The organism is Bradyrhizobium sp. Mp27 (genome assembly GCF_029953005.1).
GTDB classification, from domain to species: Bacteria; Pseudomonadota; Alphaproteobacteria; order Rhizobiales; family Xanthobacteraceae; genus Bradyrhizobium; species Bradyrhizobium barranii.
Map to the genome: position 1 here is coordinate 18,574 of NZ_JASAUS010000048.1, position 21,926 is coordinate 40,499.

Consider the following 21,926-nt stretch of genomic DNA (forward strand, 5'->3'; position numbering starts at 1 on the left):
TCTTGCTGCCCACAGAAGGAAAGTACGTGGATGCCCGGGACAAGCCCGGGCATGACGATTATCGATGGATCGCGCGAAGGATCTATGCGCGCCTGAACCGCAGATACGTCGTCTTGCGCCCTTCGCGCGTGGCCTTCCGGCCGTAGCGCGTCATGGTGTAGCCGGCCCATGGCTGCCGGAAATCATCGGCGCATTCGGCGAGCCACTGAAAATCCGTCGACCGCGCCAGATGCATCAGCGTCCACGCGCAGTAATCGTCGATATCGCAGACGAAGCGGAATTCGCCGCCCGCTTTCAGCACGCGCGCCATCGCAGCGATGGTCCGGTCCTGGACGAAGCGCCGCTTCCAGTGCCGCCGCTTCGGCCAGGGATCGGGATGGATCAGGTCGATCCGCGACAGCGATGCCTGCGGCAGCCAGGCCAGGAGCTCGGCGGCATCGCCCGCGAACAGACGGATGTTGCTGATGTTGGCGGCCTCGATCTGCGCGAGGATCTTTGCCATGCCGTTGACATAGGGCTCGCAGCCGATGAAGCCGGTCGTGGAGAAGTTCTGTGCCTCGGCCGCAAGATGCTCGCCGCCGCCGAAGCCGATCTCGAGCCGCACATCGTCCGCCGCGGGGTCGAAGATCTCGTTGGCATTCGCCGGCTTCTCGCCCTCGATGTCGAGCGAAAGATGCGGTAGCAGATGATCGATCAGCTCGGCCTGGTGCTGCCTGAGCTTGTGGCCCTTGCGGCGCCCGAAGAAGGCGCGCTCGCTGTCATCGCGATCGGGATCTGATTTTCGTTCGCTCATCGCAGCGTCTGGTACAGGCGATGGAGCAGCCGCGCGCGGGGTTCGAGCGACGAGACGTAGATCTGCTCATAATGGGTGTGTGCGCCCTTGCCGTCGACGCCGAGTCCATCGAGCGTTGCGGTGTGGGCGGCGGTGAAATTGCCATCCGAGCCGCCGCCGGTGTGGGTGTCGATCAGATCGAAGCCGATCTCGGTGGCAAGCGACTTCGCATGCTCGTACAGCGAGGCGCCTGCATTGCTCTTCTCGTAAGGTGGACGGTTGAGCCCGCCCGTGACCTTGACCGTGACGCCATCCGTCTTCGACGTCAGCCCGAGGATCTTGCCGACGAACTCTTCCGCGTCGGCAAAGCCTGGCACGCGCAGGTCGACTTCGGCATAGGCCTCCTCCGGCGTGACGTTGGGGCGCGTGCCGCCGCGCGCCACGCCGACATTCACCGTAACGCCACGTGCCAGATCGTTCATCGCTTCCAGCGCCAGGATGACGTTGGCAAGCTCGCGGATCGCGCTGCGGCCATCCTGGGGCCGCGTGCCGGCATGTGCGGGCACGCCCTTGATGAATACTTCGAATCGCCCGACGCCCTTGCGTCCGGTGACGATCTTGCCGCCGTCGCGCGCGGGCTCCGTCACCAGCACGTATTTGGCCTTGCGCCCTTCCGCCTCGATCAGCGCGCGCGAGGTCGGGCTGCCGATCTCCTCATCGGAGGTGAACAAATGGGTGATGCCGAGCGGCGAACGATCGCCGGCGGCGCAGAGTGCGCGAAAGGCGTGATGGGCGATATAGGCGCCGCCCTTCATGTCGTAGATGCCGGGACCGAACGCCCTGTCGCCTTCGACCTTGAACGGCAGGCGCTCGATGAATCCCATGGGATGAACGGTATCGAGGTGGCTCAGCACCAAAATGCCCGGCCGGTCCTGGCCCCAGGTCGAGCGTGCAGCGAGATGATCGCCGCAACCATCGGCGCCGGCGACGCGCTCGAGCGTAACCGGCAGATCGCGGTATTGCTCCGCGACCACGGAGATCAGCTTGTTGACCTGTTCAGGTGTGTCCGTCGGCGTCTCGATCTCCACCCAGCGGCGGATGCCATCGAGAATAGTTTGTGAATCGAACCAATTGGACTTGGTCATGAACGCATCTGTGCCTTTGAACCGCATCATCGAAGAGGGCGCGCACCAAAAACGCGTCCGCAAATGACGACATAGGCCAGATTTGACGCAGTCTCAAATCGGATTGAGCCGTCGCGTCAGCGTTTGTCGGGACCTTCGCGGGCGGCGATCTGCTCGACGAGATCGACGATCGAACGGCGCATCTTCGAATCAGTGATTCGGGTGAACGCCTTGGTCAGAGCGAGACCTTCGGAGGTCGCGAGGAAGTCCGAGACATAGGAAGGCGAGGCGCCTTCGGCGAAGCCGTCCGGGCCGGCCACGCCGCTCGGTCCGCCCTCGAACAGGAACGATACCGGCACCTGCAGAATCTCGGCGATCTGCTGGATGCGGCTCGCGCCGACGCGATTCGTGCCCTTCTCGTACTTCTGGATCTGCTGGAAAGTCAGGCCCAAAGCTTCACCGAGCTTTTCCTGGCTCATGCCCAACATGATGCGGCGCATACGCACGCGGCTGCCGACATATTTGTCAACAGGGTTGGGCGCTTTCGACATTTCCTCAGCCTCCAAACATCACCTTCGGCGCAATCACAAGAATGCCTCCGGTGCCAGCATCGTCAAAATCAAACCCTGTTATTGGGAAACATTGCGGAGAAATTTAGCAACGCCCACTGTCTTTTGCAGCCGGTGCAGAATGAGGAGGGCGCGTGCAGTCTGTCAACCGTGGGACTACGGTTGTCAAAGGATTCCGGCCGCTTCGGCGGCGACGGCGTGATCAGGGGTGCCGTTTGGCAACACGTCGCCTGACGGCGAGAATCACAGCCAGCGCGACGAGCATGGCCGCAGGCACGTCGCCGACCCTCGCATAGATCGTCGGCGGGATAGCCGCGGGCAGGCTTGCATCCAAAATGCCTTCGACGCCGAGGCCGAGGCTGGCAACCGTTCGTCCCACCGGATCGATCACCGCTGACACGCCGGTATTGGCGGACCGGACCAGCGGCAATCCGAGTTCGATCGCGCGCATCCGGGCCTGCTCGAGATGCTGATAGGGACCGGTCGATATGCCGAACCAGCCGTCATTGGTGAGGTTCACGATCCAGCCCGGACGCTCATTGCGGCCGGCGACCTCGCCTGGAAAAATTGCTTCGTAACAGATCAGCGGCAGCGCGGGCGGCGCGCCGGGCACTTGCAGCGCATGTCGCACGCTGCCCGGAATGAAGCCGCCGCGCACGCGCGTGAGTTGCTCGAAGCCGAGCTTCTCCATCAGGTCCTGGTAGGGCAGGAACTCGCCGAACGGCACGAGGTGCAGCTTGTCGTAGACCGAGAGCACGCTGCCGTCGTGATCGATCACGTAGATCGAGTTGTAGGCGCGCGTGATCGGCGTGCCCCGCGGCAGGTCGGGGGCGCGGACCGAGCCCGTGATCAGCACCGTGCCCTTCGGCAGCAGCTCGGCGATTTGCGCCATCGCGTCGGCTTCGCGGGTCAGGAAGAACGGAAAGGCGGATTCCGGCCAGATCAGGATGGTGGCATCGCGCACGCCGGTGGATTGCGGCCCCGAGGCGCGGTCCGACAGCGCCAGGTATTTCTTCATCACCTCCGCCTTGGCGGCGTAGTTGAATTTCGCATCCTGCTGGAGGTCCGGCTGCATCAGGCGCAGCTTCGTGCCCGCGACCATCGTGGTCGGATGCAGCGACAGGCGGATCACGCCGAAGATGCTCATGACAATCAGAAGGGCAATCGCAGCCGCCGGCGCGCGCCATGCCGGGCGGCGATCGGGCGTGCGGTCGATCAGCGCCGCGGGACTTGCGAAGATCGCGACGCTAAGGAACGTCATGCCCCACAGGCCGATCAGCGACGCCGTCTGCGCCAGCGGCAGCGGCTCGGACAGGGCATAGCCGAACGCGTTCCAGGGGAAGCCGGTCAATGCGTGACCACGCAGCCATTCGGCGATGGTGAGACTAGCGGCGAGCGCGAGGATGCGCGTGGCATCCTTGGTCCAGAGCAGGCGGGCCAGCGCGAATCCGATCGCGGTGAAGATGGAGAGATAGGCCGGCAGGCCAAGCACGGCGAACGGTGTCAGCCACGCGAACACATCGGCGTCGACGAAGAAGGCGTAGCCGATCCAGTAGAGGCCGGGGACGAAATAGCCGAGCCCGAACCAATAGCCCGTCAGTGCCGCGGCGGGGACGCCGCGATATCGTCCGGCGCCCGCGCCATCGATCAGCCAGACCAGCACCGGGAAGGTGATGAACAGCACCGGAAAGACATTGAATGGCGCCAGCGCCAGCACCGACAGCGCACCGCATCCCATCGCGATGAGCGCACGCTTCCATCCCCAGGTGAGGATGATGGCAAGCGCAATCTGCCGAAACCGCTGGAACAGGCTCACTGCGAACCGGTCCCGTCGCTTGGCGGCGGGACGGGCGTGTCGCTGGAAGGCGGTTGACCGCTCTCCGGCGTGGCTTCGCGGCGGCGGCTCTCGCGCTGGGTACGCGGCGCGGGGCGCTCCTTCCGTGTCGAGATGCGCAACCGCTTGACGCGGCGCGGATCGGCATCGAGCACCTCGATCTCGTAATTGCCGGGGCCGGAGATCACCTCGCCGCGCACCGGCAAGCGCCCGACGAAGCTGACGAGATAGCCGCCGAGCGTCTCGACTTCCTCACCGGCCTCGCCGGTGACGAAATCCTCGCCGATCACCGTGCGGACGTCGTCGAGGCTGGCGCGGGCGTCTGCAATGAAGGCGTTGTCGGGCAGCCGCACGATCGAGGGCGACTCGTCGCTGTCATGCTCGTCGTCGATCTCGCCGACGATCTGCTCGACGATGTCCTCGAGCGAGACCAGCCCGTCGCTGCCGCCATATTCGTCGACCACCAGCGCCAGATGGATGCGCGTCGCCTGCATCTGCGCCAGCAGGTCGATCGCCCGCATCGACGGCGGCACGTAGAGCAGCTTGCGGATGATGCGCGCATCCTGCAGCGGTAACGCTAGGTCGACCGTACGCAGGTCGAGGCCGGCCGGCAGCGGTTTCTTGCGCTTGGTTTTCGTGGCCTCGGACACCCGTGCGCGCGCGGTCATGAAAGCGAGCAGATCGCGGATGTGGACGATGCCGACGGGGTCGTCCAGCGTCTCGTTGTAGACGACGAGGCGCGAATGGCCGGCGCTTTCGAAGCGGTCCATCAACTCGCCGAGCGGGATGTCGCGCTTCACCGCGATGATGTCGGCACGATGCACCATGACGTCGGCGATGCGGCGCTCGTGCAGACCGAGGATGTTGCGCAACATGGTGCGCTCGACGGTCGAGAAGCCGGTGTCGTCAGGCGTCGTGGCGTCGAGCACGACCTGGAGATCGTCGCGCACCGAGCCCGCCTTCCAGCCGAACAGGGTGCGAATGGCACGCAGCAGCCAGCCTTCCGCGGTCGGCCGCATCACCTCGCCTGATGTCACCACGACCGGCAAATTCGCGGTATTGCGCGGATTGTCGTGAATAGGGTCGGAATCGGGCATCTCAATGCGTCCCCGGGCGGTCTGCATAGGGATCGGGTATGCCGAGATGAGACAGGATCTCTCGTTCGAGCGCTTCCATCTCCTCCGCGTCGCCATCGTTCTCGTGGTCGTAGCCGACCAGGTGCAGGAAACCATGCACGGCGAGATGGCTCAAATGATGATCGAACGGCTTCTGTTCCTCGTCCGCCTCGCGCCGCATGGTCTCGTAGGCGATCGCGATGTCGCCGAGCATGCGCGGCGCATCGCCTTCCTTCCACTCGCCCTCCGGCTGGAGCGCGGGGAACGACAGCACGTTGGTCGGCTTGTCGATGCCGCGCCAGTTGCTGTTGAGCGTGCGGATGCCGGCATCATCGGTCAGCATCACGGCCACTTCGGCGTCGGCAACGTCCTCGTCGACACTTTCGGCGGCGGCCGCCACCGCACGCTGGATCACCGCTTCGGAATCGGGCTCGCGCTGCCAGCAATCGGCAACGACGAGGACCTCGGTCATGGGAAGGTTTGGATGTGACATCTTGTCTGTTCGGAACCAAAGGACGCCCTGTCCGCGCCCGTATGGTCCGGTTGTTGTCTCGCTAGGATTTACCGGTGGCCGGCCGCTGCGGCGAACCTTCGTAGGCGGCGACGATCCGCGCCACGAGCTCGTGGCGGATCACGTCCTCGGCTTTGAAATGAACTTGTGCAATACCTTCGACGCCGCCCAGCAGGCGCGTCGCTTCCGCAAGGCCCGAAGTCTGGCCGTTCGGCAGGTCGATCTGCGAAGGATCGCCGGTCACGATCATGCGGCTGTTCTCGCCGAGACGGGTCAAGAACATCTTCATCTGCATCGACGTGGTGTTCTGCGCCTCGTCCAGGATGATTGCGGCGTTGGTCAGCGTGCGGCCGCGCATGAAGGCGAGCGGCGCGATCTCGATCTCGCCGGTCTGCAGCGCCCGCTCGACGATGCGCGCGTCCATGAGGTCGTAAAGCGCGTCGTAGATTGGACGGAGATACGGATCGACCTTCTCGCGGAGATCGCCGGGCAAAAAGCCGAGCCGCTCGCCGGCCTCGACCGCCGGACGCGACAGGATGATCTTGTCGACTTCCTTGCGCTCGAACAGCTGCGCGGCATGCGCGACCGCGAGCCAGGTCTTGCCGGTGCCGGCGGGGCCGATGCCGAACACCAGCTCGTGGCGCTTCAGCGCGCGGATGTAGGAATCCTGCGCGGCGGTGCGCGCGCGCACCGGGCGCTTGCGCAAATTGATGCTGTCGAAGGTGGATTTGGCCGATTTGGCGTCGAATTCGAACAGCGAGCCCTGTGCGATCACGGCGCGGATCGCGCCTTCGACTTCGCCCTGGTCGAGATCCTGCCCCTTCACGGCCTGCGCGTAGAGCGTCTCCAGCACGCGGCGCGCGGCGTCGCAGCCGTCGCGCGTGCCGCCGATGGTGATGTGGTTGCCCTTGGAGTCGACCACGACGCCGAGCCGCCGCTCGATCTGGGCGAGATGCTGGCCGTAGGGGCCGACCAGCGCGGATGCGGCGCGGTTGTCGTCGAAGTCGATGACGACCTGGGTCTCGGGTGGAACTTGCATGTCGCGGTCAAATTTGCGGCTGGGAGCGAACGAAGACGAATCCGATGCGCTTTTTGGCAAGGGTTCAGGCTCCAATGGCTTGCGATAAAGCGGGCTCGCGCGCGTTACGCGGCGTCACGAGCTCACCGAGGAAACTATAGCGCTCGAGGCTGTCGATCCGGACCGGCAGGATTTGTCCGATGATGTCGGGCGAGGCCATCACATGCGCAGGCTGGAGGAAGGCAGTGCGGCCGACGATCTGGCCCTCCTTGCGGGCCGGACGCTCGAACAGCACATCGACCGTTGAGCCAATCGCGGCCTTGTTGAAGGCCGATTGCTGGCTGTCGATCAGTTCCTGGAGCCGCTCCAATCGCTGGTCCATCTCGGCGGGGGACACCGTCTCCTGCATATCCGCGGCCGGCGTTCCCGGCCGGGCGGAGTATTTGAACGAATATGCAGCAGCGTAGCCGATTTGCGTGACAAGCGCGAGGGTGGCGAGAAAATCTTGCTCGCTTTCGCCGGGGAAGCCCACGATAAAATCTGATGAAAATGCAATATCTTGGCGCGCGGAGCGGAAACGGTCGATGACACGCCGATAATCATCGGCGGTATGTTTCCGGTTCATGGCGGCGAGAATCCGGTCCGAACCCGACTGCACCGGCAGGTGCACGAACGGCATCAGCTCGCCGAGATCGCGATGGGCTGCAATCAAACTGTCATCGACATCGCGGGGATGGCTGGTCGAATAGCGCAGCCGTGCGATGCCGGGAATCTTCGCCAGGTGTTCGAGCAACCGGCCGAGCGGCCAGCTTGTCCCGTCCGGTCCCTCGCCGTGATAGCCGTTGACGTTCTGCCCGATCAGCGTGAGCTCGCGCACGCCGTTGTCGGCGAGCCGCTTCACGTCGTCGACGATCTTCGCCACGGGACGCGAGACTTCGGCGCCGCGCGTATAGGGCACGACGCAGAAGGTGCAGAACTTGTCGCAGCCTTCCTGCACCGTGACGAAAGCGGAAATGCCGCGCGCACGGATCGCATCGGGTTTTGGCTGGGCCAGGAAGCCGAACTTGTCTGCCGCGGGAAATTCGGTCTCGATCGCACGGCCTTCGTCGCGCGCGCGCTTCAAAAGCTCCGGAAGGTGATGATAGCTCTGCGGGCCGACCACGACGTCAACCACCGGTGCGCGGCGTGTGATCTCCCCACCTTCGGCCTGCGCCACGCAGCCCGCCACCGCGATCTGCATCGCCCGGCCCCCGCGCGCGGCCTCGTCCTTGGCGACGCGCAGCCGGCCGAGCTCGGAATAGACCTTTTCGGAGGCCTTCTCGCGGATATGGCAGGTGTTGAGGATGACGAGGTCGGCATCCTCCGCGTTGGCCGTCTCCACGAATCCTTCCGGAGCCAGCGTGTCCACCATGCGCTGGGCATCGTAGACGTTCATCTGGCAGCCATATGATTTGATGTGCAGCTTGCGCGGCGGCGTCATGGAACCCGAAATTGAGGTGGAGGACGCCCCTCAGATATAGGCTGGAGGGGCGAAAATCCAGCGATTGACACCCAGCGGGGTGGTTCCGGGGCGCCCGCAAGGCGGGAGAACCCGGAATCCAGAAGTTTTGCACGAGATTCCGGCTTCACACGCGTTGCGCGTGCCTGGGAATGACGACGAGGCCGAAATCAGCCCGCCAGCGCGTTCGCCGCGACCCGCCGGACCAGGTCCGGCAGCTGGTGCATGTCGGCAAAGGTCAGGTCGGCGCCGGCCTCGCGCAGGGTCTCGGCATGGCCGTCCCCGCAATGGCTGCCCCCATGGAAGCCGAACACGGTCATGCCGGCCGCTCGCGCCCCGGCGATGCCGGCCAGGCTGTCCTCGATCACGACGCAGCGCTCGGGCGCCACGCCCATTTCCTTGGCCGCGAACAGGAACAGGTCCGGCGCGGGTTTGCCGTTCTTGACCTGCGAGGCCGAAAAAATATTCGGAGCGAGGCGCTCATAGAGGCCCGTGCTTCCCAGGCTCACCTGCATGCGCTGATGCGAGCCGCTCGAGGCAACGCAGACGGCCTGCGTGACGACATCGAGCACATCATGGATGCCGCGGATCGCTTCGAGGTCGGCTTCGAACGAGCGGAACAGCTCGTCCTGCAGATCGCTGTGATAGGCCTCGGGCAATTTGCGGCCGAGCTCAGTCTCGATCTCCAGATTGGCCTGCCGCGTCGAGCGACCGAGGAAGCGTGCGAATACCTGCTCCGAGGTGATGGGATAGCCGTGCCGTGTGAGCACATCGGCATGTGCGCGACAGGAGATCACCTCGCTGTCCACGAGCACGCCGTCGCAATCGAAGATGATGAGATCTACCGACACGAAGGCATGATCCGGAAAAGTGTGGGGCGGTTTTCCGACAAGATCATGCCCACTCAAGACGTCGGCTTGTCGTCGTCGAGCGGGACGCAATACAGCTCGAGCCGGTGATCGACCAGCTTGTAGCCGAGCTTGCGGGCGATCTCCGCCTGCAGCTTCTCGATCTCCTCGGAGGTGAACTCGATCACCTTGCCGTCGCGCAGATTGATGAGATGGTCGTGATGGCTGTCGCGCATCGTCTCGTAGCGCGCGCGGCCCTCGCGGAAATCATGGCGCTCGATGATGCCGGCATCCTCGAACAGCTTGACGGTGCGATACACGGTCGAGATCGAGATCTTGTCGTCGACGGCGACGCAGCGCCGGTACAGTTCCTCGACGTCGGGGTGGTCGACCGATTCCGCCAGCACGCGGGCGATGACACGGCGCTGCTCGGTCATGCGCATGCCGGTGGCGGCGCAGCGAGCCTCGATGCCGGTCGCCTTGGAGGCGGAGGAAGGTTTAAGTCCAGTCATAGTGTGTCTGCCTGACGGGGGCGCTTTCTGCCATCAATGTTACGACAAGTCACGTCGCATCAGAAGTGCGTTCAATTGTTCCCCGTTGGGCTGCTTATAGTAGCGTTCGCGGCGCCCGACCACCATGAATCCGGCCCGATCGTAGAGCCGCCGCGCCGGCTGGTTATTTTCCTCGACTTCGAGAAATATTGTGCGCACGCCGCGCCCTGCGAGGTGGCCGAGATGTGTCATCAGCAGCGTGTGGGAAAGGCCGCGGCCGCGGTGAGCCTGGTCGACCGCGATGGAGAGGATTTCCGCTTCGTCCGCGCCGATCCGCGAGACCGCGAATCCGATTGTCTTGCGGCCGAGCCGCAACCGATGCACGAGCGTGTTGCGCTCGCCGATCATGCCTTCGAACTCGCTTTCGCCCCAGCCGCGGGCAAAGGATTGTCCGTGCAGCTGCGCCAGCCGCGCGGCGTCGCGCGTGGTCGCCGGCTCGACGGCGGCCGTGGGGCCGCGCCACCATTCCGAAAACCATCCCATCATGAGGTTGCGGCTTGTGCGGCGAGCGGTGGCTGTGCGGCCGGCTTTGCGTCGGGCGCCTTCAGATAGAACGGTCGCGCCGGCGTGGTTTCGGGATTGGCCGCGGCGCCGAGCCAGGCGACCCAGCCGATGTCGGGCGCGGGCTGGGCGTCGACCGCAACGGGTTGCGGACCGTCCTTTGGCCAGCGATCGGCGAGGATCTTTGCGGCATTGCCGACCAGATGCGGCGCACCGAATTGCGAGGCCGCGATCGCCGCGTCAATTGGCACGACGCTCGGCCGCACCAGCGGGCTGCCGTCGCCGGCCACGATCTGGAAGTAGACGTGATCGTGCCGCGCATCGATCGCCGAGATCACCGGCGCCGTTCCGCTCTGGCCGACGACGGTGGCGGCATAGGCCGAAAGCGTCGTCAGCCCGACGGCGGGCCGCTTCGCCGCAAGCGCAAGGCCGCGCGCCGCCGAAATGCCGACCCTCAGGCCCGTGAAGCTTCCAGGGCCGACGGTGACGGCGATGCGGTCGAGCGAGGTGAAGGCAAGATCGGCCGATTGCATCACGCGCGCGATCATCGGCATCAGCGCTTCGGCGTGGCCGCGCTTCATCAGAAGCGATTCCTCCGCGAGCAGCTGGCCGGCGTCGGTGTCGAGAACGGCGGCCGCGCACGCCTCCAGCGCGGTATCGATGGCAAGGATCAGCATCGAATCAGCTTAGTCGGTCGAGCCGCGGTCGAACCAGTCCAAGTTTGATTTCTCGACAGGCGCACGATCGGCCCCGTAATTCTACGTGGACGCGAAGGCGACAAAATTTTCGCTCCCCATTTTCGATGCGGATGCATCAATTTGCAACCTTAGAGATAGCTAAGTGATTGAAATGTTGGCATTTTAAGTAATCATTAGCAAGCCAATGACACCGTCAACGGGCGGGAGAGTGAGTCAACGACGACTCAGACGGGGCGCTTTGGCAGATCAAGCCGCGCCTGTTCGGTCATTTGGAAGGGTTCATTTATGTCTTTTTGGCGAAGCGGTTCTTCGGCTAGGGAGGCCTTGGCTCAGGTCATCGCACTCGGCAAGTCGCAGGCGGTCATCGAATTCAATCTCGACGGCACCATTATCACGGCCAACCAGAATTTCCTGGACGCGATGGGCTACCGGCTCGACGAGATCGCCGGCAAGCACCACAGCATGTTCGTGATGCCGGAGGAGCGGGGCGGCGCGGCCTATCGCGAGTTCTGGGCGCGGCTCGGCCGCGGCGAATATCAATCAGCCGAATACAAGCGGCTCGGCAAGGGCGGTCGCGAGATCTGGATCCAGGCGTCCTATAATCCGATCATCAACGAAGCCGGCAAACCGGTGAAGGTCGTCAAGTTCGCGACCGACATCACCGCGCGCAAGATCCGCAGCCTCGAAGATGCCGGCAAGATTTCCGCGATCGGCCGCGCCCAGGCGGTGATCGAGTTCAATCTCGACGGCACCATCATCACAGCCAACGAGAATTTTTTGGCCACGGTGGGCTATCGGCTCGACGAGATTCAGGGCCGCCACCACAGCATGTTCGTCGGACACGGCGAGCGCGACAGTGCGGCCTATCGCGAATTCTGGGCGAAGCTCGGCCGCGGCGAATTCCAGTCCGGCGAGTACAAGCGCTTCGGCAAGGGCGGCAAGGAGGTCTGGATTCTCGCTTCCTACAATCCGATCCTCGATGAGACCGGCAAGCCGTTCAAGGTGGTGAAGTTCGCCACCGACGTCAGCGCGCAGAAGCAGTCGAATGCGAATTTCGCCGGCCAGATCGAGGCGATCGGCAAGTCGCAGGCCGTGATCGAGTTCAGCATGGACGGCAGGGTTTTGACGGCCAATGAAAACTTCCTCGGCGCGCTCGGCTATACGCTGTCCGAGATCGTCGGCAAGCATCACAGCATGTTTGTGGGCACTGACGAGCGCGACAGCGAAGCCTATCGCGCCTTCTGGGCCAGGCTGAACGCTGGTGAATTCCAGTCCGGCGAATATCAGCGCGTCGGCAAGGGCGGCCGGCAGGTCTGGATCCAGGCCTCCTACAACCCGATCCGCGACCTCAACGGCAATCCGTTCAAGGTCGTGAAATACGCCTCCGACACCACCGCCCAGGTGATCGCGCGCAAGCGCAGCGAGAAGGTGCGTGACATGATGGAATCGGTCGCCGCCGGCGCCGAGGAGCTCAACGCCTCGGTGCGCGAGATTGCCGAAGCCATGACGCGGTCGCGCGAGACCGCATCGACCGCGGTCGATCGGGTCGAGGCCGCGGACCATCAGGCGCAGCGGCTGACTCAGGCGGCGGAGTCGATGAGCATGATCGTGCAGCTGATCGGCAGCATCACCGGTCAGATCAATCTGCTGGCGCTGAACGCCACCATCGAATCCGCGCGCGCCGGCGAGGCCGGTCGCGGCTTCGCCGTGGTGGCGTCGGAGGTGAAGAACCTCGCCAATCAGGCCAAGCAGGCCGCCGACCGGATCGAGCAGGAGATCGGCAATCTGAACGGCATCTCGGTCGACGTGGTCGCCGCGCTGGGAGCGATCCGGGGCGCGATCGAGGGCGTCAGCGAATATGTGTCGTCAACGGCCGCCGCCGTCGAGGAGCAGAGCACCGTCACCAGCGAGATGTCGGCGAGCATGCGCAAGGCCGCGGAAGAGGCGGCGAGCATCGGCCAGGCGGCGTAGGAGATATCTCGTCGGGTGGGCAAAGCGAAGCGTGCCCACCTCTTCTTTTCGTGATGATTGCACGGTGGGCACGGCGCAAGCGCGCCTTTGCCCACCCTACGGCACTTCGCCTACATCGGCCGAACTTCGACCACGTCAGGCACGAAATGCTTCAGCAAATTCTGAATGCCGTGCTGGAGCGTCGCGGTCGATGACGGGCAGCCGGCGCAGGAGCCCTTCATGTTGAGATAGACGATACCGTCCTTGAAGCCGCGGAAGGTGATGTCGCCGCCGTCATTGGCGACCGCGGGCCGCACGCGGGTCTCGATCAGATCCTTGATCATGTCGACCGTCTCGGCATCGGACTCGTCGAAGAACTCATCCTCGTCGTCGAGCTCGGCATCGCTTGGAGCCGCGCCATCGGCGAGCAACGGCGCGCCGGACATGTAGTGCTCCATGATGGCGCCGAGGATCGCGGGCTTGAGCTGCTGCCATTCACCGTTCGCCTTGGTCACGGTGATGAAATCCGATCCATAGAACACGCCGGTGACGCCGGGCACGTCGAACAGCTTTTCGGCCAGCGGCGAGCGCGTGGCCGATTCGCGGCTCGAAAATTCCATCGGGCCGCCGTCGACGACGACGCGGCCGGGAATGAACTTCAGCGTGGCGGGATTGGGGGTGGCTTCAGTTTGAATGAACATGGTTTTCTCCAGACGTCGCCGGTTCAAGGCCGGCGCGCAAGCTATCCAGTAGCAGATGGCGACGGCGAACGCACGGTCAAGGGGTGGGTAGAACGTTTCGTTGCGATATCAGCGGGTTAGGACACTTTAATATTCCCGCGCCGTCATGGCCGGGCCTGACCCGGCCATCCACGCCTTGCTTCGTGGCGCCAAGAACGTGGATGCCCGGGACAAGCCCGGGCATGACGGATATCTGGCTGGCCGCAGTCCAAGATAGGGACGCCTACGACAGCGAATCCACGCTTCCATCGCTCAGCGCGCCCGAGATGATGGTCACCGGCACCGGGAACGTGCCCAGCGCATGCGCGAGCAGCGAGACCAGCGGTCCCGGACCCTCCGCGCCGGGATTGGCGGCGAGCACCAGCATGGCGATGTCGGGGTCCTCGTCGATCACAGCGAGCAGTTGTTCCATCGCATCGCCTTCGCGGATCACCCGCTCCGGCGTGATCGCGGCGATGCCATTGGCGCGGCCGGCGGCGCGGTCGAGCGCGGCTTCCGCCGCCTCCTGCGCCTCGGCGCGCATGATCTCGGCCACCCCGAGCCATTCCTGACTCTGCTGCTCGGGCTCGATGATGCGCAGCATCACCACGCCGCCGCCGGCGCGGATCGCCCAGCGGCTGGCATAGTAGACCGCGCGATCCCATTCGGCGGTGTCATCGACGATCACGAGGCATTTGGGCTTGTGACCCGGCTCGAAGCAAAGTCGCTTGCTGGTCATGCATGTCCCGGAATGTGCACGGAGGGCATGCTGCCACACTCCCTCACGCTTGGGGAGAGGAGAAGCGGCCGGCGCAGTGGGCGCCGGCCGGGTCTCGCAAATGCGGGAAATCAGCGCCGGCGGATGAAGCCGACGATGTCCTTCGAGAGCTTCATGGTCTCGTCGGCGATCGCGCGGGCCCGGTCGGCGCCATCGTTCAGGATCGCGTCAATATGGCCGGGGTCGGCGACGAGGCGCTTCATCTCGCCGGCGATCGGCGAGAGTTTCGTGACGCACAGATCCACCAGCGAATTCTTGAAGCTGGAGAACTGGCCGCCGCCGAATTCTCTGAGCACGTCGGCCTTGGAGCGGCCGGAGAGCGCGGCGAAGATGCCGACGAGATTGTCGGCCTCGGGGCGCGCTTCCAGGCCCTTTTCCTCTGACGGCAGCGGCTCCGGATCGGTCTTCGCCTTGCGCACCTTCTGCGCGATGGTGTCGGCGTCGTCGGTCAAATTGATGCGCGAATTGTCGGACGCATCCGACTTCGACATCTTCTTGGTGCCGTCGCGCAGGCTCATCACGCGCGTCGCCGGTCCCGTGATCAGCGGCTCCGGCAGCGGGAAGAACAGGCCGTCATTAGCGCCTTGGCTGCGGATCGAGTCGCCGAAATCGTTGTTGAACTTCTGCGCGATGTCGCGCGAGAGCTCGAGATGCTGCTTCTGGTCCTCGCCGACCGGAACGTGGGTGGCGCGGTACAGCAGAATGTCGGCGGCCATCAGCACGGGATAGTCGAACAGGCCAACGGACGCGTTTTCGCGGTCCTTGCCGGCCTTCTCCTTGAACTGGGTCATGCGGCCCAGCCAACCCATGCGCGCGACGCAGTTGAAGATCCAGGCGAGCTCGGCGTGGCCGGAGACCTGGCTCTGGTTGAACACGATATGCTTCTTCGGATCGATGCCGCTCGCGATGAATGCCGCGGTTACCTCGCGGGTGTTGCGCGCGAGCTCGACCGGTCCGCCCCAGACGTCCACCCCTTGCGTGATCGCGTGCATGTCGACGACGCAATAGATGCAGTTGTGGGTTTCCTGCATCTTCACGAAGTTGACGATCGCGCCGAGGTAATTGCCGAGATGCAGATTGCCCGTCGGCTGGACGCCCGAAAAGACCCGTTCAACGAATGCCATGGTAAGTCTTCCTGGAAGGTATTCGGCCGTCGTTTCCAACAGCGGCGCTGCCCCGTCAAGGGTAATTCGATGGCGTCACGCCTCGGACTCGGTCCGGGCCGGGCGCTTCAGCACGTTAGCCGCCTCGCGCCACGAGGCCGCGCCGAGGACCTGCAGGAGCACGCCATAGACGGCGATTCCGGCGGCGATCTGTAGGCCCAGGACGATGAAGCGGATCAGCCCATGCGCCTCGGCGGGCGACAGATCGGTCGTCAGCCAGAGCAGGGCGCCCATGGCAGCGGCGGCGAGCACGATCCGCGGCAGCCGGTTGCGAGCGGCCGCATCGACCGAGAAGCCGAACTCGCTGGTGCCTTTCCGCAGCAGCGAGATCGCGCTGCTCCAGGCGCCGGCCGCGATGCTGGCAGCGATTCCGCTCGCGCCAAGGACGTGTCCGAGCACGACAGCGAGGGCGATCGCGACCACAAAGCCCTTGGCGGTCGCCAGCAGCGGCGTCATCGTGTCGCTGCGGGCATAGTAGGCCGGCGACAGCGCCTTGATCAGCACATGCGCCGGCAGGCCCAGCGCCAGCCACATCAGCGCATGCGCGGTGGCCGTGCTGTCGTCCGCGCCGAATGCGCCATGCTCGAACAGCAGTCGCACGATCGGTTCGGCCAGAACGATCAGGCCGAGCGTCGCGGGCAGCGCCAGCCCGGTCGCCAGTTCCAGCGCGCGCGATTCCGCATGCGCCACGGCGTCACGGTCGCCGCTACGCACCGCGCGCGTCAGCTCCGGCACCAGCACCGTGCCCATGGCGACACCGACGATACCGAGCGGCAGCTCGATCAGGCGGTTGGCGAAATAGAGCCAGGAAACCGCGGAGGGCGTTGCAGAGGCGATGATCGCGCCTGCAACCATCAGCCATTGCGGGCCCGAGCTTGCGATCATGCCCGGGATGGCTTTGGCAAAGAAGGCGCGCATCTCCTGGTCGAAGCTGATCCGCAGCGGCGTCGCCAGTCGCGCGCTTCGCTGCGACAGCAGCATCAGCAATTGCAGCAGTCCGGCCACGCCGACGGTCGCTGCCAGCATCCATGCTGCGGAGCCGGCGTCGGCATGCCAGACGAGCAGCATCGCAATGGCCGCAATCAGCGCGATGTTGAACAGCAGCGGCGAGAATGCCGTGAGTGCAAAGCGCCCCTGCGCATTGAGCAGCCCCATCAGCACCGTGACGGGGCCGGCGAAGGCGAGATAGGGCAGCATCAGCCGCGCGTTCGCGACAGCAAGATCGAGCGTACCGCTGCCGAGAAAACCCGGCGCGATCACCGTGATGATCAGTGGCATCACAAGCGCGATGACGATCGAGATCGCGATCAGCGCCGCGCTGACCGTGCCGAGCACGCGTCCCGCGAAGGCGGAAGCGGCCGCTTCGCCGTCGCGGTCACGGACGCGCAGCCAGGCCGGGATCAGGGCCGTGTTCAGCGCCCCCTCACTGAGCAGCCGCCGCACCACATTGACGAGCTGGAACGCCGCCAGAAACGCATCCGCCACCGCGCCGGTGCCCAACAGAGCGGCAATTATGGAATCACGCGCAAAGCCCAGCAGCCGCGAGGCTAGTGTTCCCGTTGAAACTGTCAGGAAAGAGCGGATCATTGCGCCGACATAATACCGTTGCTTGCCCGGTTGGGGCCGGTCGTGATAGGCCGCGGGCCAGATTTCAGACCGACAGGAAGCGGATTTCCGCGGGTATCGCAATCCGCCAAACAGGATCAAGGTGAATGGCTGACGTGAAATATGAAGTTCTCGGCATCGGTAACGCGCTGTTCGACGTGCTGGTCAAGACCGACGAGGCTTTTCTGGCCAAGCACGGCATGACCAAGGGCAGCATGTCCCTGATCGACGAGGCGCGGGCCGCCGCCATCTACAAGGACATGGGCCCGGCGACCGAAGTCTCGGGCGGCTCGGCCGCCAACACCATCGTCGGCATCGGTAGCCTGGGTGCCCGCGCGGCCTATGTCGGCAAGGTCAAGGACGACCAGATCGGCAAGCTCTATGTCCACGACATCCGCGCTGCCGGCGTCGCCTTCAACACGCCCGCTGCGAAGGATGGCCCTGCGACCGGCTGTTCCTACATCCTGGTCACTGACGACGGCGAGCGCACCATGAACACCTATCTCGGTGCTGCGCAGGATTTGTCGCCCGCCGACATCGATCCGGCCGAGATCGCTGCCGCCGGTATCGTTTATCTCGAGGGCTATCTCTGGGACCCCAAGAACGCCAAGGACGCCTTCGTCAAGGCGGCCCAGATCGCGCATGATGCCAAGCGCAAGGTGGCGCTGACGCTGTCGGATTCGTTCTGCGTCGATCGCTACCGCGACGAATTCTTGGGGCTGATGCGCAACGGCACCGTCGACATCGTGTTCGCCAACGAGTCCGAGCTGCATTCGCTCTACACGACCTCGGACTTTGACACCGCGCTGAAGCAGCTGCGCAACGACGTCAGCCTCGGCGTGGTCACCCGCAGCGAGAAGGGCTGCGTGGTGGTGACGCCGACCGAGGCCGTCGCTGCGCCGGCCTCACCGATCGCGAAGCTGGTGGACACCACCGGCGCCGGTGATCTCTTCGCCGCCGGCTTCCTGTACGGTCTCGCGCGCAACCTTGCGCACAAGCAGTGCGGCGAGCTCGGCGCGCTCGCGGCCGCCGAAGTGATCCAGCACATCGGCGCGCGGCCGCAGGTATCGCTGAAGGAGCTGGCGCAGCAGCGCGGGCTGACGGTTTAAGGCGACGCCGCCTCATTCTCCGCTGTCGTCGCCCGGCTTGACCGGGCGACCCAGTACTCCGAGACCTTAGTGGTTCATCGAGAAGCCGCGGCGTACTGGATTCCCCGCCTTCGCGGGGAATGACAGTCATGCTGTGGCGAGAGCACTCAGCTCACGCCGTCTTCGCCGCCTTCAATCCCAGCCGCTGCTCCACCGCATCGCGCATCACGAATTTCTGGATCTTGCCGGTCACGGTCATCGGAAACTCGTCGACGAACTCCACATAGCGCGGGATCTTGTTGTGCGCGATCTGGCCGTCGCAGAACGCGCGAACCTCTTCGGCCGTCAGCGTCTCGCCCGGCCTGACGCGGATCCAGGCGCAGAGCTCCTCGCCATAGCGGGTGTCTGCCACGCCAAAAATCTGCACGTCCTGAATCTTGGGGTGGCGATACAAAAACTCCTCGATCTCGCGCGGATAGAGGTTCTCGCCGCCGCGGATCACCAGATCCTTGATGCGGCCGACGATGTTGCAATAGCCCTCGTCGTCGATGGTGGCGAGATCGCCGGTGCGCATCCAGCCATTGGCATCGAGCACGTCGGCCGTTTTTTCCTTCTCCTCCCAATAGCCCAGCATGATGCTGTAGCCGCGGGTGCAGAGCTCACCGCGTTCGCCGCGCTTGACGATCCTGCCCTCGAGATCGACGACCTTGACCTCGACATGCGGATGAATCCGTCCGACGGTCGAGACGCGCCGTTCGAGCGGGTCGTTCGTCGCGCTCTGGAAGCTGACCGGACTGGTCTCGGTCATGCCGTAGGCGATGGTGACCTCGCGCATGTTCATCTCGGTGTTGACGCGCTTCATCACTTCGATCGGGCAGGGGGCGCCCGCCATGATGCCGGTGCGCAGCGATGTCAGGTCGAACTTTGGGAATTCGGGGTGATCGAGCTCCGCGATGAACATCGTCGGCACGCCGTACAGCGCCGTGCACTTTTCCTGCTCGACCGCGCGCAGCGTCGCGAGCGGATCGAAACCCTCGCCGGGATAAACCATCGTCGTGCCGAGCGTGACGGAGGCGAGGTTGCCCATCACCATGCCGAAGCAGTGATAGAGCGGCACCGGAATGCAGATGCGATCCTGCTCGGTCAGGTGCATCGCACGTCCCGTGAAATAGCCGTTGTTGAGGATATTGTGGTGCGTCAGCGTCACGCCCTTGGGCGATCCCGTGGTACCGCTGGTGAACTGGATGTTGACGGGATCGTCGAATTGCAATGCAGCGCCGAGTGCAGTGAGCTGCTCGCGATGCTGCGCTCCGCCCATGCGCGCGACCTCTTCGAACGGGATCGTACCTGATGCCGCGGGGCCACCGATCTGGATCACCATCCGCAAGTCCGGCAGTCGCGCTGCGTTGAGTTTTCCGGGCTCGGCGCCGGCCAGTTCCGGCAGCAGCGTGTTGAGCATCTCAATGTAATGACTGGTTTTGAACACGGTCGCCGTGACGATCGCCTTACAGCCGACCTTGCGCAGCGCGAACTCCAGCTCGCTCAAGCGGTAGGCGGGATTGATCGTCACCAGGATCAGGCCGGCCTTGGCGGCGGCGAACTGCGTCAGCGTCCATTCCGGCCGGTTCAGCGACCAGATGCCGATCCGCTGCCCCCGCTCGAGGCCGAGCGCGAGAAAGCCGGCGGCGAGCGCATCGACCCGTTCGGCGAATTCGGTCCAGGTCCATCGCACGCCGTGGCTTGGCGAGACCAGCGCCTCGCGATGGCCCCAGCGCCGCACGGCGCGGTCGAGGCTGCGACCGATGGTTTCGCCGAGCAGCGGCGTGCCCGAGATGCCGCAAACATAGCTGTCGGCTTTGTCTGACAATTCGAAATCCTCTCGTCAAAGAAAGTCAGTGCGATCTTTTTCGGTCGTCATGCCCGGGGCTTGTCCCGCCTACGCGGCCGAAGCCGCTTCGGCGCGGCGAAGGCCCGGGCATCCACGTTCTTCGTGCAGCAAGGTAAGGCGCGGATGGCCGGGACAAGCCCGGCCATGACGTGTGGGGAGAACTCGGCTCGCCCTTAAGCCGCCTTCTTCCCGCTGCCCGCATCGAGCCCGGCATAGACACCACGCTCGAAGCCCGCGAACGTCTCCAGGCACTTTCCATCCGCGAACGGCAACAGCTGCATCAGGATCACGCCGGTGACGTCGCGCGCCGGATCGATCCAGTAATAGGTGTTGGCGAGGCCCGCCCAGGCGAGGCTGCCTGCGCTGCGGCCTTCCGCCGTCTTGGCGGTGTTGATCATGAAGCTGAGGCCCCATTTCTTCGCCTGCTCCGGGTAGAGATCGACGTCGTTGGTGTAGATCGGCGCCGCCGTCGCCAGCTTGGTCATGTTGAGATCGCCCATCTGGTTCTGCCCCATCATGGCGATCGTCTCGGTCTTCAGCACCTGATTGCCGTTGCCGCGGCCCTTGTTCAAGATCATCTGGGTGAACTTGATGTAGTCCGCCGCGGTCGAATAGAGGCCGCCGCCACCCATGTGGAATTCGGGGTTCTGCTCGAGCTCGAACGGAATCGCGCCAAGCTGGCCGTCCTCGCCGCGCGCATGCATGCCGACCAGCCGCTTGCGCATGTCGTCGGTGATCTTGAAGCCGGTGTTGCTCATGCCGAGCGGGGCGAACAGATTATCGCGCAGATATGCGTCAAGCCGCTTGCCGCTGACGGCCTCCACGGCCTTGCCGACGAAATCGATATTGGTGCCGTATTCCCAGCGTGTGCCGGGATCGGTCATGATCGGCGTCTTCAGCGCGGCGTTCTGGCAGGTGGTGATCGGAGGAATCCCGGCCTTCTCCAGATAGACCGCGAGATCTCCGTTCCACATGTTGTAGGCGAAGCCGGCGGTGTGGGTCATGAGCTGGCGCAGCGTGATCGCGCCCTTCGCCGGCCGCAGCTTCGGCTCGCCCTTGGCATCAAAACCTTCGAGCACCTGCGGCTTGGCGAGGTCGGGCAGCACCGAACCGATCGGCGCATCCAGCGACAGCTTGCCCTGCTCGACGAGTTGCATCGCGCCCGCTGAGGTCACCGCCTTCGTCATCGAGGCGATCCAGAACACGCTGTCGTCAGTCATCGCATCGGGCTTGGACAGGTCGCGCTTGCCGAACGCGCCTTGATAGATCACGTCGTTGCCGCTGGCGGCGATCGCGACGACGCCGGGAATCTCCTTGGCGTCGCTCTTCTGGCGCAGGATCTCGTCGATCTGGGCTTTGCTTTGCATACGCGTTTCCTCTGGTTTGATTATTGTTGGAAGCGAATGATTGTCCTCCTGCACGGTCCGCGCGGCAAGCGCGTCCAGATGCCCGCGCCGGTCGCGATGTCGTGACTTGACGGTCCGCGGCGTGCGCAGGACGAGAGAGGGCTGAACTGCAACACTCCGTCACAATCTGCGGTGGATGGCCGCAACTCACCGTGACCGTGGATGGGCTCTGGCGATATGTTTCACGTGTTTGAAGCACTTGAAACATTTTGTGCGTTGCGGCGTTTCCGCACGCGGCCAATCGACGGCCAACGTTAAGACTTGATGCAAATATTGGCGGTTGCTCATGA

20 protein-coding genes are annotated in these 21,926 nt (G+C 64.4%); 2 read left to right on the forward strand and 18 right to left on the reverse strand.

Annotated features, from left to right (window positions below):
- Nucleotides 1–82: 82 nt before the first annotated feature.
- The 12 genes from trmB to tsaB form a co-directional block, all read right to left on the reverse strand.
- Nucleotides 83–793, reverse strand: a complete 711-nt coding sequence (gene trmB, locus QJT78_RS23630) for a tRNA (guanosine(46)-N7)-methyltransferase TrmB (RefSeq protein WP_028150581.1) — start codon at nt 791–793, stop codon at nt 83–85.
- On the reverse strand, nt 790–1,947 hold the full coding sequence (locus QJT78_RS23635) for a M20 family metallopeptidase (protein WP_038944018.1): 1,158 nt from the start codon (nt 1,945–1,947) through the stop codon (nt 790–792). The genes trmB and QJT78_RS23635 overlap by 4 nt, the downstream gene beginning before the upstream one ends.
- Nucleotides 1,948–2,033: 86 nt before the next feature.
- Nucleotides 2,034–2,447 carry a helix-turn-helix transcriptional regulator gene (locus QJT78_RS23640; RefSeq protein WP_008131807.1) on the reverse strand — a complete coding sequence of 138 codons (414 nt, stop codon included), beginning with the start codon at nt 2,445–2,447 and terminating at the stop codon, nt 2,034–2,036.
- 220 nt (nt 2,448–2,667) lie between these two features.
- Nucleotides 2,668–4,281, reverse strand: coding sequence for an apolipoprotein N-acyltransferase (lnt, locus tag QJT78_RS23645; protein ID WP_028150583.1), 1,614 nt, complete (start codon nt 4,279–4,281; stop codon nt 2,668–2,670).
- Nucleotides 4,278–5,396 carry a hemolysin family protein gene (locus tag QJT78_RS23650; RefSeq protein WP_028150584.1) on the reverse strand — a complete coding sequence of 373 codons (1,119 nt, stop codon included), beginning with the start codon at nt 5,394–5,396 and terminating at the stop codon, nt 4,278–4,280. Before QJT78_RS23650 ends, lnt begins: the two co-directional genes overlap by 4 nt.
- A gap of 1 nt (nt 5,397) precedes the next feature.
- A complete protein-coding gene (gene ybeY / locus QJT78_RS23655; RefSeq protein ID WP_223153827.1) occupies nt 5,398–5,886 on the reverse strand; it encodes an rRNA maturation RNase YbeY in 489 nt (162 codons plus the stop codon).
- 82 nt (nt 5,887–5,968) lie between these two features.
- Nucleotides 5,969–6,964, reverse strand: a complete 996-nt coding sequence (locus QJT78_RS23660) for a PhoH family protein (protein ID WP_028150586.1) — start codon at nt 6,962–6,964, stop codon at nt 5,969–5,971.
- A 64-nt stretch (nt 6,965–7,028) separates the two neighbouring features.
- The gene (gene miaB, locus QJT78_RS23665) at nt 7,029–8,423 is read right to left on the reverse strand and encodes a tRNA (N6-isopentenyl adenosine(37)-C2)-methylthiotransferase MiaB (RefSeq protein WP_028150587.1); all 1,395 of its coding nucleotides are present in this window, start codon (nt 8,421–8,423) and stop codon (nt 7,029–7,031) included.
- 188 nt (nt 8,424–8,611) lie between these two features.
- A complete protein-coding gene (locus QJT78_RS23670; RefSeq protein WP_028150588.1) occupies nt 8,612–9,292 on the reverse strand; it encodes an HAD family hydrolase in 681 nt (226 codons plus the stop codon).
- A gap of 53 nt (nt 9,293–9,345) precedes the next feature.
- Nucleotides 9,346–9,801 carry a Fur family transcriptional regulator gene (locus tag QJT78_RS23675; RefSeq protein WP_028150589.1) on the reverse strand — a complete coding sequence of 152 codons (456 nt, stop codon included), beginning with the start codon at nt 9,799–9,801 and terminating at the stop codon, nt 9,346–9,348.
- Between the two features lie 39 nt (nt 9,802–9,840).
- The gene (rimI, locus tag QJT78_RS23680) at nt 9,841–10,326 is read right to left on the reverse strand and encodes a ribosomal protein S18-alanine N-acetyltransferase (protein ID WP_038944017.1); all 486 of its coding nucleotides are present in this window, start codon (nt 10,324–10,326) and stop codon (nt 9,841–9,843) included.
- The gene (gene tsaB, locus QJT78_RS23685) at nt 10,323–11,018 is read right to left on the reverse strand and encodes a tRNA (adenosine(37)-N6)-threonylcarbamoyltransferase complex dimerization subunit type 1 TsaB (RefSeq protein WP_028150590.1); all 696 of its coding nucleotides are present in this window, start codon (nt 11,016–11,018) and stop codon (nt 10,323–10,325) included. The genes rimI and tsaB overlap by 4 nt, the downstream gene beginning before the upstream one ends.
- 306 nt (nt 11,019–11,324) lie before the next feature.
- On the opposite strand from tsaB, the gene QJT78_RS23690 reads away from it, so the two are divergent.
- Nucleotides 11,325–13,010, forward strand: a complete 1,686-nt coding sequence (locus QJT78_RS23690; protein WP_038944016.1) for a PAS domain-containing methyl-accepting chemotaxis protein — start codon at nt 11,325–11,327, stop codon at nt 13,008–13,010.
- Between the two features lie 110 nt (nt 13,011–13,120).
- Here the strand turns inward: QJT78_RS23690 and QJT78_RS23695 are convergent, their stop codons facing one another.
- From QJT78_RS23695 to murJ, 4 genes are all read right to left on the reverse strand, one after another.
- Nucleotides 13,121–13,690: a NifU family protein gene (locus tag QJT78_RS23695; protein WP_028150592.1), complete on the reverse strand. Its 570-nt coding sequence runs from the start codon at nt 13,688–13,690 to the stop codon at nt 13,121–13,123.
- 262 nt (nt 13,691–13,952) lie between these two features.
- Nucleotides 13,953–14,447 (reverse strand): universal stress protein, encoded by a 495-nt coding sequence (locus QJT78_RS23700; RefSeq protein ID WP_014490984.1) that lies wholly within the window; start codon nt 14,445–14,447, stop codon nt 13,953–13,955.
- A 110-nt stretch (nt 14,448–14,557) separates the two neighbouring features.
- Nucleotides 14,558–15,610 carry a tryptophan--tRNA ligase gene (trpS, locus tag QJT78_RS23705; protein ID WP_028150593.1) on the reverse strand — a complete coding sequence of 351 codons (1,053 nt, stop codon included), beginning with the start codon at nt 15,608–15,610 and terminating at the stop codon, nt 14,558–14,560.
- Between the two features lie 75 nt (nt 15,611–15,685).
- A complete protein-coding gene (gene murJ, locus QJT78_RS23710) occupies nt 15,686–17,236 on the reverse strand; it encodes a murein biosynthesis integral membrane protein MurJ (protein ID WP_028150594.1) in 1,551 nt (516 codons plus the stop codon).
- A 125-nt stretch (nt 17,237–17,361) separates the two neighbouring features.
- Here murJ and QJT78_RS23715 point away from each other — a divergent pair, with 125 nt between their 5' ends.
- Nucleotides 17,362–18,363: an adenosine kinase gene (locus QJT78_RS23715; protein WP_028150595.1), complete on the forward strand. Its 1,002-nt coding sequence runs from the start codon at nt 17,362–17,364 to the stop codon at nt 18,361–18,363.
- 151 nt (nt 18,364–18,514) lie between these two features.
- Here the strand turns inward: QJT78_RS23715 and QJT78_RS23720 are convergent, their stop codons facing one another.
- Complete coding sequence (locus tag QJT78_RS23720) at nt 18,515–20,209, reverse strand: AMP-binding protein (protein WP_028150596.1); 1,695 nt, start codon at nt 20,207–20,209, stop codon at nt 18,515–18,517.
- 194 nt (nt 20,210–20,403) lie between these two features.
- On the reverse strand, nt 20,404–21,597 hold the full coding sequence (locus QJT78_RS23725) for a serine hydrolase domain-containing protein (protein ID WP_028150597.1): 1,194 nt from the start codon (nt 21,595–21,597) through the stop codon (nt 20,404–20,406).
- Nucleotides 21,598–21,926: the final 329 nt, after the last annotated feature.